Raw genomic sequence first — 16,474 nt, 5'->3', positions numbered from 1 at the left:
AAGCTGGAAAATCCTTCCATGGGCGATCAGTCCGTTTTATCAGAAATCGAGAATCAAGATACTCACGAGGGCAGCTCGACGACGAACTCACTTCCCAAGCCCGGCTCCGACTTCAGCGAGACCTTCCCTCCCAGCACCGTCACCAGCTCGCGCACCAGCGTCAGGCCCAGCCCCACGCCCGGCTTGGACTTGTGGTCCAGCGGCTCCAGGTGTTGGAAGGGCTCGAAGACGCGCGCCTGCGCCTCGGGCGGAATCCCCGGGCCGCTGTCTCGCACCCGCATCCGCCGCGCGTCCGCCACCACCTCCACCGCCACGTGGATGCCGCCCTGCTGGGTGTACTTCACTGCGTTCATCACCAGGTTGAGCAGCACCAGCTGCGCCATGCGCGAGTCCGTCTGCGCCAGCGCCTTTCCCGCCGGCCGCGCCAGGGCCAGCTTCAGCCCCTTGCGGTCCGCCTCGCAGCGCACCTCGCCCAGCACCTCCTCCGCCAGCTCCACCAGGTCCACCGGCTCGCGCCGCACCACCAGCCGCCCCGACTCCAGTTGGTTGTACTGGAGCACCATCTCCGTCATGTCCCGCAGCCGCAGCGTGGAGCGCACCATCCGCTCGAACATCTCCGAGGCCTTCGGCTTCAGCGGGCCCACCTCGCGCAGGAAGGCATGCTGGGTGAGCTGCAGCACCGACAGCGGCGTGCGCAGCTCGTGGGACACCAGCCGCAGCAGGGTGCTCCGGGACTCGCTGGCGCGCTCCGCCGACTCGCGTGCCGAGCTGGTCGTCTCCAGCGCCGCCTCCAGCTGACGCTTGCGCAGCCCCAGCTCGCGCGCCAGCAGTTCCATGTCCGACGTGCGCGCGTCCAGCGCGCCTTGCAGCACCTCGCGCGTGCGCTTCACCACCGCCAGGTTCGACACCCGCGCCAGCAGCTCCTCCGCCAGGAAGGGCTTCACCAGGTAGTCCTGCGCCCCGGCGCGCAGCAGGTCCACCCGCAACGCGTCATCCGCCCGCGCGGTGAGCATGAGGATGGGCGTGGACTCCAGCCCCTCCCTCGCACGCACCTCGCGCACCAGCTGGTCGCCGCCCATGCGCGGCATCATCAGGTCACTGACAATGACGTCCGGCCGCAGCGTCTCCGCCTGCCGCAACCCGTCCTCGCCGTCCGCCGCGGTGCTCACCCGGAAGTCCTGCGCCAGCGTCTCCGCCACGAAGCGCCGCATCTCCCGCGTGTCCTCCACCACCAGCACCCGTGGGCGGAAGGAGTCCTCCGGCACCACCACCGGCGCGTCCTCCGGGGTCCGCAGCACGTCCACCTCGGCCCGGGCCGCCAGTGGGAATGTGTCCGGCTCCGGCCCGGAGCGCAGCTGCGTCTCCGAGGGCGCCAGCAGCGGCAGCTCCGCCACGAAGCGCGCCCCGCCGCCTGGCCGCTCCTCCACGCGGATGCGGCCGCCGTGCAGGGTCACGAAGTCGCGCGCAATCGCCAGCCCCAGCCCGGTGCCGCCGAACTCGCGCGTGGTGCCGCCCTCGCCCTGGCGGAAGCGCTCGAAGATGACCTCGCGCAGCTCGGGCGGCACGCCCGGCCCGCTGTCCTCCACCACCAGCCGGCCCCACCCGGCCTCCGCGCCCAGGGCCACGCGGATGGAGCCGTCCTCCGGGGTGAACTTCACCGCGTTGGACAACAGGTTCAGCACCACCCGCTGCAGCTTCTCCGGGTCCACCTGCGCGGGGAGCATGCCCGGCAGCTCCAGCGAGAAGCCCAGGCGCCGCTCCGCCACCAGCCCCTCGAAGTTCTCCGCGCACAGGCGCACCAGCCGCGACAGGTCCGCCTCCGCGTAGGACGCCCGCATCTGCCCCGCGTCCAGCTTCGCCACGTCCAGCAGCGCATTCACGTGCCGCATCAGCACCCGCGCGTTGCGCCGCACCGCCTCCAAATCCCTGCGGTCCTCCGCGTCCGGCACGCCACGCTGCAGGAGCCGGTCCACCGGACCCAGGATGAGCGCCAGCGGCGTGCGCAGTTCGTGGCTGACGTTGGCGAAGAAGCCGGTGCGCTGCGCCTCGGACTCCTTCAGCTTCGCGTAGAGCGCCTCCAGCTCCCGGCTGCTCGTCTCCAGCCGCACCCGGCGCTCCTCGGACAGCCGCGCGGAGGCCACCACGTCCGCCACCTGGCGGCGCAGCGGCAGCAGGTACAGCCCCGTGGCCACCGACGCCACCGCCGTCACCCCCTTCACGCCCCCGGCCAGCCAGTAGGCCGAGTTCCACACGTTCCACACCTCCATCAGGTGCGTCAGCCCGCACGCGCCGATGAAGACGCCGAAGGAGAGAATCATCCCGCCGAAGGGCAGCCGGATGCGCCGCACCAGCACGAACAGCGACAGGGAGATGAAGAGGTACGCGGCGCCGGTGAGCGCGTCGGACAACACGTGCAGCGCCACCAGGTCCGGCTGCCACTGGTAGCAGTGGCCGTGTGGCATGTACCAGGCGCCGTAGATGATTTCCCTCAGTCCCGCGACCAGCCCCTCCCCGGCTCCCGGCGGGGACTCCGCGGACAAGACTCCGTGGCCCACATGTTCCAGTGGGTGGTTCATTGCGCGCTCCGCGCTTGCCGCCGGAAGGAGGCCCCCCCTGGACCGGCTCCCGAGGCAGCAGGGCATTTCATGCAAACCGGGCAACGCGCGTCACCCCCCCGGGCCGGCGCACGGTAGGTGCTGGACATTCGCCCCCGGCGGGGAAATGGGGTAGAGGCGCGAGCCGCCATGCTCGTGTCGCTCGTCATCCCCGTCTACAACGAGATTCCCACCCTCGCGGAGCTGCTGCGCCGCTGCATCGCCGTTGACTTCCCGAAGGAGCTGGTCCTCATCGACGACTGCTCGAAGGACGGCAGCCGCGAATTCCTCCGCCAGCTCGCCGAGCAGGGCGTGGGGGTACTGGGGGGTACGCCCCGCAACCAGAACCAGGTGCGGGTGCTGTTCCAGGAGGACAACCAGGGCAAGGGCGCGGCGCTGCGCCGCGGCTTCGCCGAGGCCACCGGGGACATCGTCATCGTCCAGGACGCGGACCTGGAGTATGACCCGCGCGACATCCCCAAGGTCATCCAGCCCATCCTCGACGGGGACGCGGACGTCGTCTTCGGCAGCCGCTTCACGGGGACGCCGCGGCGCGTGCTGTACTTCTGGCACACGGTGATGAACAAGACGCTCACCACCCTCTCCAACATGACGAGCGGGCTGAACCTCACGGACATGGAGACCTGCTACAAGGCCTTCCGCACCGAGGTGCTGCGCTCGGTGGACGTGGAGGAGGAGCGGTTCGGCTTCGAGCCGGAAATCACCGCCAAGGTGGCCCGCGGCAACTGGCGCGTCTTCGAGGTGCCCATCAGCTACCACGGGCGCACCTACGAAGAGGGCAAGAAGATTGGCTGGAAGGACGGCGTGCGCGCCCTCTACGTCATCTTCAAGTATGCGGTGAAGCGCTGAGCACGGCGCCGCCCTCCAAGAGCCCCTTCGCCGCCTCCACCGCGTCATGCGTCCCCGTCAGCGCGAGCACGTCGCCCGCGCGCAGCACCTCGCTGGCGGTGGGCACGGACACGCTCTCCTGCCCGCGTTGAATCGCGAGCACCGTCGCGCCCGTCAGCCCGCGCAGGTTCAACTGCGCCAGCGTCCGGCCCACCGCGGGGCTCAAGTCCTCCAGCCGGACGGGCACCGGCTCGCCCAGGCCGGGTAGCAGCTTGGGGACGTCATCCAGGGCGTGCTCCTCCGAGCCCGGCTCCTTCGAGTGGGACTGCGCGGCCAGCGCCGCCACGACCACCTGAGCCCCGGCGCGCACGTGCCCGTGCAGGTTGGTGGCGCCGCGCCAGAAGGCGATGCCGAGCGCCACCAGCAGCGCGAGGATGATGAGCGGCCCCGTCGCGCCCCGCATGAACGGCTGGGTGATGGCCACCACCGGCACGCCGATGAGCAGCACCGTCACCACCTGCAGCGTGACGAGCAGCAGCCTCCGGGGCGCCGCCGCCAGGTCCACCTTCCCATCCGTCCGCTGGGGCAGCGCCGCTTCCGACAGCAGCGCCCCGAGCCGGCGCGCCAGCGTGATGATGCCGATGAGGAACGGCACCGCGAGGACGACGGCCACCGCGATGATGAGGTGGCCCGCCAGGGAGCGGTCCACCCCCGTCCGCTCCTCCACGAACAGGGCCACCTTGCTGGCGGCCAGCGACGTGCCAATCACCAGCAGGATGAGCAGCGCCGCGTCCACCAGCAGCAACCGCACCACGCGCCGCACCACCGCGCCCCGCGTCTGGCTCGGCGGCGCCTCCCGCAGCCGCTCCACCCAGGTGCCATAGAGCGTCGCGAACGTCTGGAGGGGCTTGGGCAGCTTGCGGTCCACCCAGTTGGCCACCGGGCCGGACACCTTGATGAGCATGGGCGTGGTGAGCGTCGTAATCGCGGAGACGGCCACCGCCACCGGATAGAGGAAGTCCCCCGTCGCCCTCAGGGACAGCCCCAGGCCCGCGATGATGAAGGAGAACTCGCCAATCTGCGCCAGGCTCATCCCCGCCTGCACGGACGTGCGCGTGCCGTTGCCCGTGAGGAACGCGCCCAGGGTGACGCCCAGAATCTTCCCGAAGACGACGACGACGGTGAGCACCAGGATGGATGCCCAGTACTTCGCCACCAGCGCCGGGTCGATGAGCATGCCCACCGACACGAAGAAGATGGCCGCGAACATGTCGCGCACCGGCTGCACCAGGTGCTCCACCACCTTCTCCTCCCCGGACTCCGCCACCAGCGAGCCCGCGAGGAAGGCCCCCAGCGCCACCGAGTAGCCGAAGGCCTGGGCCAGCAGCGCCACCGCGAAGCAGATGCCCACGCTGGCCACCAGCGTCGTCTCCGGGCGGTTGAGCCGCACGACGGCGCGCACCGCGCGGGGGATGATGAAGAGGCCCACCACCACCAGGCCCACGAGGAACGCCACCAGCCGGCCCGTGGTCAGCGCCAGGTCGCCCATGGACAGGCCCGCGCCGGTGGAGATGGCCGTCAGCGTGGCCATCAGCAGCACGGCGATGAGGTCCTCGACGATGAGCACGCCCACCACCAGTTCGCGCAGGCGGCCCTTGATGCCCTGCTCGTCGAAGGCCTTGGCGATGATGGTGGTGCTGGAGATGGCGATGAGCGCACCGGTGAAGATGCTCTCGCGGGACGTCCACCCGAAGGCACGGCCCACCACGAAGCCGAGCCAGATCATGATGGCGCACTGGATGACGGCGGTGAGCCCCGCCGTCAGGCCCACCGAGAACAGCTTGCGCAGGCTGAACTCCAGCCCGAGCGAGAACATCAGCAGGATGACGCCCAGCTCCGAGAGCGTCGTCACCACGTCCGGGTTGGCCACCAGGGGAATGGGGACGAAGGGGCCGACGACCAGGCCGGCCAGGATGTAGCCGAGGACGACGGGTTGGCGCAGCCGCTGGAAGAGGACGGTGGTCACCGCCGCCACGCACAGGACGATGGCGATGGCCTGGAGGACCTCGTGGGCTCCGTGCATCAAGACACCTCCGCGCCACCATGGGCGCGTACAAGCTGAAGGAGAACAGGGGCCATGGGCCCGGGGACGGAGCGTCACGTGGACGACCCCACCGGGGCACACGGCGGGAAGGGTCCGCCCCGCGCCGTCATGGGGGCGGCTTCGAGAGGGCACCTGGGAGATGAAGGAAGGCACCGCCCGTATCGGGGCGGTGCTCGCCGTCATCCGCGCGCGGGAGGCCCGCGCAGGGGGCGGGTGACGAGGGGAGGCTGGTCCGCGAGGCCGCTCCGCGCGGACACCGGCGCCACCGGGTAGCGCACCCGACGGGCGATGGCCGTGTCCGAGGGCACCTGCCGCACCCGGCTCCAGCGCGGCACCGCGAAGACGGCAGGGGGGAAGCCCCCGCGCCCGCGCGCCGCGCCCCAGCTCGGGTGCGCGGGGAAGAGGGACGGCGAGCCTTCCAGGGCGGCCCAGGTGTCGAAGCCCACGCCGTGGAAGCGCAGGCAGGCGGGCCGCCGCACGGGGCCCTCGGTGACGCGCCGGAGGCCATGCGCCCCCGGACCCCCTGCGGCGTCGCCCGCAAGGCGACTCACCCCCGCGAGCCGCGGCCCCGGCTCCGCGAGCGCGGCGCTCCCGAGCGCCAGCCCCAGCGTCAGGAAGACACCCACCATGGCGACGAGCCACGGCCCGCGCGCTCCGCCCGCGGCGCCAGTCCTTCGCGAGCTGTGGCCGGGGGCGCGCTTCACCCCTCCAGTTATTACGCGGCCCTCTGGCGAGTAAAGCACTCCCGCATCCTTTGTAGGTTCATGTCTCCCCCTCCTTGCCGGACAGGTCTCCCGTTCGGTGGAGCACACCCGCCCCTCCCTCCAGTCCCAGTCTGACGGCGGCCGACCAGGAGCGGCGCCCCCGCCACTGCCCCAACCGTGGAGCGATTCCTAGGTTCCGGATGTGCTTTCACGATTCTTGCTCTACGGGTGCACGGGGTGGGTGTTGGAGGTCCTGTTCACGGGGACCGGCGCCGCCATGAAGCGGGACAAGAGCGCCACCGCGCGCACCTACCTGTGGATGCACCCCATCTACGGAGGCACGGCGCTGGCGCTGGAGGAGGTCTCCGCCCGGCTCAAGCCCCTGCCCCGGCCCCTGCGCGCCCTGGCCTACACCGCCCTCATCTTCGCGGCGGAGTACGGCACGGGCTGGGCCTTGAAGCGGCTGCTCGGCCGCTGCCCGTGGGACTACTCGCCGCACCGGTGGAGCGTGCACGGCCTCATCCGCCTGGATTACGCGCCCGCCTGGTACCTCACCGCGCTGCTGTTCGAGCCCGTGCGCGACACCCTGCTCCACGTCACCAGCGATGCCCTCCGCCACACGCCCGAGTACCGGGAGGCCGAGGAGGCGGGGACGCTGCCGCAAGGGGCGCTGCCCGAGGGGACGCCCGAGGAGGCCGGGGTGGTGGCCCGGCGCTTCGAGCAGGCCCAGGCCGAGTCTGCCTCCCTGCACTGAGACCCGGGGCGGCGCGCGTCCGCTGGCCGACTGCTCTCCAACCTGAAGTGGAAGCCGCTTCCGGCTTTTCTTCCTCCGTGTTGCGGCGCGTAGTACCTTCCGCGCGTCTCCCCCCACGCTTTGGGGAAATTCCGCCGCCTCCCCGAAAGTTCCCGCCCTCGTATGTTTGACTGGCTTCACACCCTCTTTTCGCGTGACCTCGCCATCGACCTGGGCACGGCGAATACCCTCATCTACATCCGCGGCCAGGGCATCGTGTCCAACGAGCCTTCCGTCGTGGCCGTGCAGCAGGACGCGCGCGGGGGCAAGAAGGTCCTCGCGGTGGGCAAGGAGGCCAAGGAGATGCTCGGGCGCACCCCGGGCAACATCGTGGCCATCCGTCCGATGAAGGACGGCGTCATCGCGGACTTCGAAATCACCGCGGCGATGCTGCGCTACTTCATCCAGAGCGCCCACAACCGCAAGACGCTCGTCAACCCGCGCATCATCATCGGCATCCCCTCCGGCATCACCGAGGTGGAGCGCCGTGCGGTGCGCGAGGCGGCGGCGAACGCGGGCGCCCGCGAGGTCTACCTCATCGAGCAGCCGATGGCCGCGGCGATTGGCGCGGGCCTGCCGGTGACGGAGCCCAGCGGCAACATGATTGTCGACATCGGCGGTGGTACGTCCGACGTCGCGGTCATCAGCCTCGCCGGCATCGTGTTCGCCAAGAGCGTGCGCATCGGCGGCGACAAGCTGGACGAAGCCATCATCCAGTACGTCAAGCGCAAGTACAACCTGCTCATCGGCGAGCGCACGGCCGAGCTCATCAAGATGGGCATCGGCACCGCGTACCCGACGGACGAGGTCATGACCATGGAGATCAAGGGTCGCGACCTGGTGGCCGGCGTGCCGCGCACCCTGACGGTGTCCAGCGACGAGGTCCGCGACGCGCTCGCCGAGCCCGTCAACGGCATCGTCGAGGCGGTGAAGCTCACGCTCGAGCGCACCCCGCCGGAGCTGGCCGGTGACATCGCCGACCGCGGCATCGTGCTCGCCGGTGGCGGCGCGCTGCTGAAGAACCTGGACACGCTCCTGCGCGAGGAGACGGGCCTGCCCGTGTTCCTCGCCGAGGACCCGCTGTCCGCGGTGGTGATTGGCGCGGGCAAGGCGCTGGAGTCGCTCGACATCCTCCGCCAGGTCTGCCAGCCGGGCTGACGTCTCCAGCCCGGTGCTTCACGGCCACGGCGCCGCGCTCTTCGCTTCTCGCGAGGGCCGGCGCCGTTCGCTTTCCCGTCTCGTGACCGCGGCGGTTTGACAGGCGCGCGGGCCATGGACTGAGGTGGGCTCCATGAGCCCATCCTCCCTGCGTCACAGGCTGTCAGGCTTCGCCACCGCCGCGCTGCTGGTGGCGTCCCCCGCCCTCGCGGACTGGTCCGCGGATGCGACCACGAAGGTGTCGGCGCCGGCCGGCCAGAAGGCGCCGGCCGGCCAGAAGGCCCCGCCGGAGATGAAGGGCCGCATCTACGGGCGCAAGGGCCTGCTGCGCATGGACACGCAGGTGCCGGCCCCGCCCCAGGGCACCGGCATGGCCATGTCCATCCTGTTCGACTTCGACAAGCGCACCGGCACCACGCTGATGCACGCGCAGAAGATTGCATCGGTGCGGAGCCTGGATCAGCTGCCGATGAAGCTCCCCGGCTCCTGCACGGGGAAGACGCAGGACTACGACACCTGCTTCGTGGAGCAGGGATACAAGAAGACGGGCACCGAGACGGTGAACGGCCACGCCGCCACCGTGTACGAGGGCTCTCCCGCGAGTATTGATGGCAAGCCGCTGCGCCAGAAGCTGTGGCGGCCCACGGACCTGTCCGAGGTCCCCTACGTGCGCGCGCAGACCTTCAGCGCCGACGGACAGGTGACGGAGCTCAACCTCACCAACATCCAGGAGGGCAAGCAGCCCGACTCGCTCTTCACCATCCCCGCCGACTACCGGAAGATGGAGGGCCCGCCCTCGGGCGCCCCCATGGGTGGCCTCAAGCCCGAGGACTTCAAGGGCAAGACGCCCGAGCAGATTCAGGAGCTGATTCGCCAGCGCATGAGCCAGGGTGCACCGCCGCCGCAGGGGGGTGGACAGAAGCCCTGACGCGGGTGGCTGGGGTGGCGCGCGTCAGCGCAGACGGTGCTTCGCATAGAGGCCGTCGCGCCACTCGAGCAGGTCCGCGAAGCGCTCGGCGAGCGCGGCGTGGCTCCACACCTCGCGCGTGCCAGGGCCCACGGGCAGGTAGCGGTCGTCCGGTGGGCGCAGGAACTGGAGCATGGCCGCGCCGTTGATGTCCGCGTAGGCGAAGCCGGCCGCCAGGTAGGGCCGGCCGCCCAGCTCGGCGCGGAGCCGCTCGAGGGCGGGGACGACGGTCTCCTGGATGGCGGCGTCCACGTCGGAGGCGGCCTGGTGCTTCCGGGCGATGAAGCGCACGCCCAGCTTCGTGGACGGCGCCATCATCCCCCGGAGGAAGCCGGGCACGAAGCCGGGGAGGCTCTCGCGCTGGGCCCGCGGATTCTGGAGCATGCCCACGAGCACGTGCGCGCGGGCCACCTTGAGCACACGGTCCCCTGTCTCCTCCCAGCGGGCGTTGAGCTCCGCCGCTTCGGGCGGGAAGAGCGGCGCGCCTGAACCCAGGGCCTCCGCGCGCTTCGCGATGTTGAACGAGCCGGTGATGGCGCCGTCCTCGTCGAGCAGCATGGGGACGGAGGGGTGCACGCCCTTCGGCGTGCGCCAGCGCAGCAGGGCCTCGCCAATGAGGGGCATGTGCTCGCGGTAGCGGAAGGAGACCCGGTGGTGGTCCAGCGCCCAGAGGGCCTTCTCCGTCCAGCTCGAGTACCGCAGTCCGTAGAGTGTGCGCATGAAGCCCTGGACAGTACGCCGCCCGCAGGCGCGAGCCCAGGGCCTGCTTCATCGGATGCACACCCCGCAGTCCAGCATGCAGTTGCGATAGTCGATGCCCAGGCCGCACGACTCGGTGACCTGGCACCTGCCGTCACCGCACTGGTAGACGTCTGACGCCAGCATCCGGGTGGTGAGGGCCTTGTACCGGATGCCGTTGTAGTAGCAGGTGCCGTAGTAGGGGCTCAGCAGCCGCAAATCACAGTGCAGCTCGCAGTTGCCCACGGGCACCATCGGCGGGCAGTTGTCCTCCATCTGGAGCGGCCCCGGTGAGAGCGCGCACTCGCGCAGGGAGCTCTTGCGCCCGGTCAGCAGGCCCTGGTCGCTGCCCACGTAGACGCCCTCGCCGGTGAAGAGGTTGCCGAAGAAGCAGGCCTCGTGCTCGGGGAAGGCCGCCAGCTCCACGCCGCTGTAGGGAATGGGCTGGCCCCGGCTGTTCTCTCCCAACACGGAGATGGCCATCGAGATGCCCCGCTTGTTGGTGTGCGCGGCCAGGCAGGCCGACACCACCTGCTGCTCCGCCTTGGTGGCCTTCTGCCCCTGGGCCCAGTCCGGTGCGAGGCCGAGCAACCCGAACCACGTATACGTCCGCCCATTGCGCGGGTCCGTGTAGCGGCGCACCTCGCCTGCCGGCACCGCGCAGCGCACCACGTACCGCATCACCATGTCGGCGAGCGCCGGGTTCGACTGGAACCACGTGTCGAACTGCGACGACGACAGACCCGCGGTGGACAGCCCGTTGAAGGACAGCCCATTGAAGGACAGGCCGTTGCGGGACATCCCGTTGAAGGACAAGCCGTTGAAGGACAGGCCATTCGCCGAGCCCAGCTCCTGCTCGGCCGTGGCCACCGTGCTGGCCGTATCTGCGTCGGCATCTTCCACCGGGCCACAACCCACCCCGGCCACCAGCAACGCCACCGCGAACAAGCTCTCCACATGTCTGGACCGCATGCGCTCCCCCCATGGTGAATCGTTGGCGTCACCTGCCGAAGCTTCCAGAGACATCCGGGTCGCGCTGTGCTGTCGAGCTGTACGGAGAAGTCCCCTTGAAAGAGTTTCGCGCTGACACTCGATGGGAATTCGCCACCCCGACTTCCGTGCATGTGTGCGTCGCGCGCGGGACAGCGACGGCGTGGGGTACCGGACGCTCCCATGTGACACCACTAGTACCGTCGCCGCATTGCACCCGAGGCCCCCGGCCGGTGGCACGACAACCCACCGGCCGGCGCCCCTCCGTCAGCGGTAGTACGGCGAGACGGCCTCGGAGATGCGCGCCACCAGGTCCTCGACCTGCAGCCGCTCGTCACCGCTCAGCGACGGGAGCTGCGCGGTGAGCGTGTCCCGCACCTCGCGCAGCGCCGAGTAGGAGGCCAGCACCTGCTGGCTCTTCAGGATGTCCACCATGGTGCGGCGCGAGGCGTAGCTGCGCACGCCGTCCACGTTGAGCAGGATGGCCTTCAGGTCGGCGATGACCAGCGGCAGCAGCGTGGACGAGTTGGGCGGGTTGGCTTTGAAGGAGCTGCGGTCCGCCTCCGGGTCCAGGTACAGGCGCGCCAGGGTGCGCCGCGCCAGCTCATCCGCCCGGGCGGCGTAGTGCGGGGGCGAACCCGCGGGCACCTGGAGCGGGGGCCGGAACTGGGCCATGGCGAGCTGGTAGGCGGTGACCTGAGCCTGCGCATTGCCCGCGCGCACGAACTGCAGCACGGGGTTCAGGTAGAGGCCGACCAGGGGCTTCAGCCGGTCCAGGTTCGCCGTGCTGTACATCAGCTGCGTCATGAGGTCGTGGTACTCGGGGACGTACCACTTCGTGAGCGGGTCATCGAAGCGGTCGTTCCGGTTGCAGAGCGGGTCCACGATGGTGTCCTGGTCCGTGCAGAACGCGAGCGTGGGCTCCTGCGTGGACAGCCCGTAGAGGTAGCGCACCGCCTCCACGTCATACGGCCCGGGTGCGTCGCCGTACACGGTGTCTTCTTCGACGATGTAGTCCATCACCGACGTGGAGCGCACCATCGAGGGGCCGCCCGCGTACACCCGCGAGCCCGCGAAGTTGTGGCGCAGGCCCAGCGTGTGGCCAATCTCGTGCAGCACCACGTTGGTGAGGTTCGCCTCCACCTTCTGCTTCTTGGTCAGCGAGGCGAGCGTCGGTGACGCGGACAGTGCGCCCGCCTTCGGCACCTCCAGGTCGCACAGCGAGCCACCCGCCATGCCGGCCCAGGACATGCGCAGGGACGGGTGCGGCGCCGCGCCTTCCGTGGGCGCGGCCCCGCTCAGGTCGTCGCTGTAGCCGGCGTCCGCCAGGGCCAGCCACAGCGCGGGCAGGTACACGCTGGCGCCGCGAATCTCGCCGGTGTTGGGGTTGGTGCGCATGTTCGCGAAGGCGAAGGGCATCCCCTCATCCGGGTCGAAGATGAGGAAGTTCTTGTCGTCGTCCGCGAAGCCCTGCGTGCTGTCCGCGACGACGGCCTCCAGCGCCTTGAAGCCGAACACCTGGTTCCAGCCCTCGATGCCGCGCTTCAACGCGCCCACCAGGTCGTACTGCTGGTAGCGCGGGTCGTTCTGCAGCGTGAGGACGGTGGGGGTGATGTTCCACCGGATGGGCTTCATGCCCGGGCGGATGTTCCACTTCACCGGCGTCTGCTCGGTGTAGCCTCCCGTGTTGGGGATGAGCCGCTCGTCGCTGAGGAAGTAGTGGTCCACCTCCGGCCGCGGGGTGGGCGTGAAGCCCGGGCCCTCGCTGTACTTGCGCAGGGAGAGGGAGAGCGTGCCGGAGTAGCGGTACGGGTTGTTCTCCAGGAAGTAGAACGCGAGGTCGTCCGGCACGTCCATGTAGCCGGTGTAGACCTGCTCGAAGGCGACGCCGTCCGCCAGGGTGCGGAAGCGCTGCGCGAAGCTCAGCTCCACGTTGAACGGGATGCGGCGGGGCCCGAGCAAATCACCCACCACGCCGAAGCGGTTGAGGCCCGCCGTCGGGTCGATGAGCACGTACTGGTCCGAGCCGCGCGTGCGGTTGAACGGGCCGTAGTCGGTGACGACCGGGTACGCCTCCACCAGGAGGTCCGGGTCGAACACGTCGCTCATCGCCTTGCCGTCCGCCACGTCCAGGACGAAGAGCTTGCCGTTCTGCTCCTTGAAGCTCACCACGCGCGTGCCCAGCGAGGTGGCCGCGTCGTAGAGCACACCGCCCGGATGCGCCTGCTTCTGGTACGCGGACATGAACCAGCGCTGCGCCAGCTCGCTGCGCCGGATGGCCAGGTAGAAGCTGGTGCCGGAGTCGTCCACCGCGCCCTGGAGCTGCTGCTCCACCTGTTGCTTCTGTGACGCGCCCACTGTCCGGGGTACGGCGACGAAGGATGAATCCAGCGAGATGGGCAGTGCGTCGCCGGGCGTCTCGGCGACTTCCGGCGAGGGGACGTCCGGGGGGCTTCCGCAACCGGTGCTCAGCGCCACGGCCAGGGAGGCCGCGCCCAGCCACGAGCGATGCAGGGGGAATCGACTTCTCGACATGAGTGTCTCCAAGGTGCGGGCCGCACACGATGCGTGGCCCGTCATTGGAGGAACGCAGTCACTCGGAGACTTTCCCGGCCACATTCCGCGCGCCCCGGATGCCCCGTATCGCGCAAGGACTTCGACGGTGGGCGATATGCCCTCTGAGGGGGCGCGTTATGCCACGAGGGACTGTCGGAGAGCGTCACGCGGGAGACGCGCGGCAGCGGCGCCGGATGGGGTGAAGAACCATCACCGGGCACGAAGTGCGAGCATCCGGTCCACACGCCGGGATGTGACACGTGGAGGGCCTTCATGAATGACCCTGTTCCCGCCGCACCATCTTCCCGGCCGCGCCCGCCCATGCGCCGGGGGCTTCGCACCGGCCTGCTCGTCTGGGCCTGCGTGGCCCTGCTCATCTCCGCATCCGGCGTGATGCGGTTCGTGCCGCCCTTCATCATCCCGCTGCTCATCGGCGGCGGCGTGCTGGCCTTCTGTCTCGCCTGCGCCGCCTCGCGCGACTTCCGCGCCGCCGTGCTCGCCGTGGACCCGCGGCTTGCGGTGCGCTACCACGCGGTGCGCGTGGTGGCGGGGGTCGGCTTCCTGGTGCAGTACGAGCGGGGAGAGCTCCCCGGTGCCTTCGCCCTTCAGGCGGGCTGGGGGGACATCGCCGTCGGGCTCGCGGCGCCGGTGGTGGCGGCGCTCGCGCTGCCCGCGGACACACCGCTGAAGCGCGGCGTGGTGCTGGCCTGGAGCGTGGCGGGACTGGTCGACATCCTCTGGGTCGTGGGCAACGCCCAGCGGATGATCTTCCTCGAGGGCAACCTGCTCCTGCCCGCCACGCTGACGCGCTTCCCCTTCTCCCTGCTGCCGCTGTTCGTCGTGCCGCTGGTGTTCATCACCCACGGCCTCGTGCTGGCGCGGCTACTACGGAGGACGTGACGCTCAGTCCATCAACTGCTGCGCGAGGTACACGTGGTGCAGCGCCCAGCGGCGCGCGTTGAGCAGCGGGTCCGCGTCGTTGGAATGACCGCCGTCGGTGTTCTCGAAGTAGAGGTACGGCAGCCCCATGGCCTCCAGCCGTGCCGCGAACTTGCGCGCATGGCCTGGGTGGACGCGGTCGTCCTTGGTGTTGGTGGTGATGTAGGGCTTGGGGTAGCGCACGCCCGGCTTCAGGTTCTGGTAGGCGGAATACTTCGCGATGAACGCGGCGTCCCCGGGCACCTCGGGGTTGCCGTACTCGCCCACCCACGACGCGCCAGCCGGCAGCTTGTGGTAGCGCAACATGTCGATGAGCGGGCTCTCGATGACGGCCGCGTTGAACAACTCGGGATGCTGCGTCAGCGCCACGCTGGTGAGGACGCCGCCGTTGGAGCGCCCGTAGATGCCCATGCGGCGCGGTGAGCTGATCTTCCTGCGGACGAGGTCCTCCAGCACCGCCGCGAAGTCGTCGAACGCGCGCTGACGGTGCTCGCGCAGCGCGGACTGGTGCCAGCGGGGGCCGAACTCGCCACCGCCCCGGATGTTGGCGACGACGTACGCACCGCCGCGCTCCAGCCAGAGCTTGCCCACCTCCGGCTGGTACACGGGCGTCTTCGACACCTGGAAGCCGCCGTAGCCGTGCACCAGCGTGGGCGCCGTCCCGTCCAGCTTGCGCGTCTTCGAGCGCACCACGAAGTACGGCACCCGCGTGCCGTCCTTCGACACCGCCTGGTACTGGTCCACCCGGTGCGTGGACGCATTGAAGCGCGCGGGCAGTGACTTCACCTTCTTCACCGTCGCCGTCGAGGCGTCCCCCAGCCACAGCGCGGTCGGCTCGAGGAAGCCCTGGGACTTCACGAAGAGGCGGTCATGCGCCGACGACGTCGCGGTGATGCCGACGGACGCGTTCTTCGGCAGCGCCAGCCGCCTGCGCGTCCAGCGGTCCTTCACGGGCGTGTAGACATCCAGCGCGCCCTTCACGTCCTCGTACACGTTGACCAGCAGCCGGGTCTGCGTCGCGGACACCCCGTCGATGGACTGACGCGGTCCTGGCTGCAAGAGCAGCGTGGGACGCGCCGACGCGGCGTCCTGCTTCAGCGCCGCGAGGGGATACGCGAGCAGCGCGCCCTGCTTGAAGCGGCCCCAGTCCTCTTCAATCGTGAAGACGACCTGGCCCTGCACGAAGGCCTGGTACGACGCCTTCCTCGGCAGGGGCACGCGCGTGGGAGCCGCGTCGCCAAGCAGATAGAACTCGGACTCGAAGAACGTCACGCCGCGATTGACGAGCACGCCCTGCAACTGACCCTCGGAGTCCCGCAGCAGCAGGGGCGAGGCCTGCACGTCCGTGCGCTCGCCTCGGAACACCTCCTGTGCCTCCTCCAGTGGCGTGCCGCGCTTCCAGCGCTTGAGTACGAAGGGGTAGCCGGACTCGGTGAGCGTGCCGCCGCTCCAGTCCCGGCCGACCAGCAGCGTGTCCGCGTCCAGCCACTCCGAGGACTGCTTGCCCTCCGGGAGCCGGAAGCCACCGTCCACGAACGTCCCGGCAGTGGCGTCGAACTCGCGCACCGACACCGCGTCCTTGCCGCCATCGGAGAGCTTCAGCAGGCACCGCTGGTCCGCGGGCGGCAGACAGTCACTGCCCTTCCATATCCAGTTCGTGCCCTCCGTCCTGGACAGGGCGTCCAGGTCGAGCACCGTGTGCCACTCGGGAGTGGGGCTCGCGTAGCTGTCGAGCGAGGTGTGCCGCCACACACCGTGCGGGTTCGACGCGTCCTGCCAGAAGTTGTCCACGCCGCCCGCGCGGAAGTCGGGGGTGGGGATGCGGTCGGTGGCGGTGAGGAAGGTGAGCGCCTCGGCGTGGAAGGGCTCGAAGCGCGGGTCCTTCTCCAGCACGGCCAGCGTCTTCGCGTTCTGCGCACGCACCCACTCCAGGGCACGGGTCCCCTGCACCTCCTCCAGCCAGAGGAAGGGGTCCTCCTCGGCCAGGGCCACGGGGGCCGTCAACAGCCCGGTCAACAGTGACGCGATGAACACCCTGCGCATGTCCACATCTCCCAGCGGTCGAAGGCGGGCCGGCAACAC

General features: G+C 70.1%; 12 protein-coding genes. 5 read left to right on the top strand and 7 right to left on the bottom strand.

All coding sequences use genetic code 11. The features are described 5' to 3' along the window. Positions 1–62: 62 nt before the first annotated feature. A complete protein-coding gene (locus OV427_RS25965; protein ID WP_267858855.1) occupies positions 63–2,540 on the bottom strand; it encodes an ATP-binding protein in 2,478 nt (825 codons plus the stop codon). Between the two features lie 204 nt (positions 2,541–2,744). Here OV427_RS25965 and OV427_RS25960 point away from each other — a divergent pair, with 204 nt between their 5' ends. Then, positions 2,745–3,464 (top strand): glycosyltransferase family 2 protein, encoded by a 720-nt coding sequence (locus tag OV427_RS25960; RefSeq protein WP_267858854.1) that lies wholly within the window; start codon positions 2,745–2,747, stop codon positions 3,462–3,464. Here the strand turns inward: OV427_RS25960 and OV427_RS25955 are convergent. Continuing rightward, positions 3,442–5,526, bottom strand: a complete 2,085-nt coding sequence (locus OV427_RS25955; RefSeq protein WP_267858853.1) for a cation:proton antiporter — start codon at positions 5,524–5,526, stop codon at positions 3,442–3,444. The genes OV427_RS25960 and OV427_RS25955 overlap by 23 nt on opposite strands. Positions 5,527–5,726: 200 nt before the next feature. Next, the gene (locus OV427_RS25950; RefSeq protein ID WP_267858852.1) at positions 5,727–6,251 is read right to left on the bottom strand and encodes a hypothetical protein; all 525 of its coding nucleotides are present in this window, start codon (positions 6,249–6,251) and stop codon (positions 5,727–5,729) included. Between the two features lie 202 nt (positions 6,252–6,453). Here OV427_RS25950 and OV427_RS25945 point away from each other — a divergent pair, with 202 nt between their 5' ends. The 3 genes from OV427_RS25945 (at position 6,454) to OV427_RS25935 (ending at position 9,130) form a co-directional block, all read left to right on the top strand. After that, a complete protein-coding gene (locus tag OV427_RS25945) occupies positions 6,454–7,005 on the top strand; it encodes a putative ABC transporter permease (RefSeq protein WP_267858851.1) in 552 nt (183 codons plus the stop codon). 162 nt (positions 7,006–7,167) lie between these two features. Next, the gene (locus tag OV427_RS25940) at positions 7,168–8,202 is read left to right on the top strand and encodes a rod shape-determining protein (protein ID WP_011556714.1); all 1,035 of its coding nucleotides are present in this window, start codon (positions 7,168–7,170) and stop codon (positions 8,200–8,202) included. Between the two features lie 133 nt (positions 8,203–8,335). Then, complete coding sequence (locus OV427_RS25935) at positions 8,336–9,130, top strand: LolA family protein (protein ID WP_267858850.1); 795 nt, start codon at positions 8,336–8,338, stop codon at positions 9,128–9,130. Between the two features lie 24 nt (positions 9,131–9,154). On the opposite strand, the gene OV427_RS25930 is transcribed toward OV427_RS25935, so the two are convergent. From OV427_RS25930 to OV427_RS25920, 3 genes are all read right to left on the bottom strand, one after another. Next, on the bottom strand, positions 9,155–9,889 hold the full coding sequence (locus OV427_RS25930) for a glutathione S-transferase N-terminal domain-containing protein (protein ID WP_267858849.1): 735 nt from the start codon (positions 9,887–9,889) through the stop codon (positions 9,155–9,157). A 48-nt stretch (positions 9,890–9,937) separates the two neighbouring features. Then, complete coding sequence (locus OV427_RS25925) at positions 9,938–10,879, bottom strand: hypothetical protein (protein WP_267858848.1); 942 nt, start codon at positions 10,877–10,879, stop codon at positions 9,938–9,940. Positions 10,880–11,164: 285 nt separating this feature from the next. Further along, positions 11,165–13,432: a zinc-dependent metalloprotease gene (locus OV427_RS25920; protein ID WP_267858847.1), complete on the bottom strand. Its 2,268-nt coding sequence runs from the start codon at positions 13,430–13,432 to the stop codon at positions 11,165–11,167. 294 nt (positions 13,433–13,726) lie between these two features. Between OV427_RS25920 and OV427_RS25915 the strand changes: the two genes are divergently transcribed. Next, positions 13,727–14,353, top strand: coding sequence for a hypothetical protein (locus tag OV427_RS25915; RefSeq protein ID WP_267858846.1), 627 nt, complete (start codon positions 13,727–13,729; stop codon positions 14,351–14,353). A gap of 3 nt (positions 14,354–14,356) precedes the next feature. Here the strand turns inward: OV427_RS25915 and OV427_RS25910 are convergent, their stop codons facing one another. Further along, positions 14,357–16,435 carry a prolyl oligopeptidase family serine peptidase gene (locus OV427_RS25910; protein WP_267858845.1) on the bottom strand — a complete coding sequence of 693 codons (2,079 nt, stop codon included), beginning with the start codon at positions 16,433–16,435 and terminating at the stop codon, positions 14,357–14,359. Positions 16,436–16,474: the final 39 nt, after the last annotated feature.

The sequence above is a fragment of the Pyxidicoccus sp. MSG2 genome (assembly GCF_026626705.1).
Taxonomy (GTDB): domain Bacteria; phylum Myxococcota; class Myxococcia; order Myxococcales; family Myxococcaceae; genus Myxococcus.
This window is presented reverse-complemented; position numbering and strand designations above follow the sequence as displayed.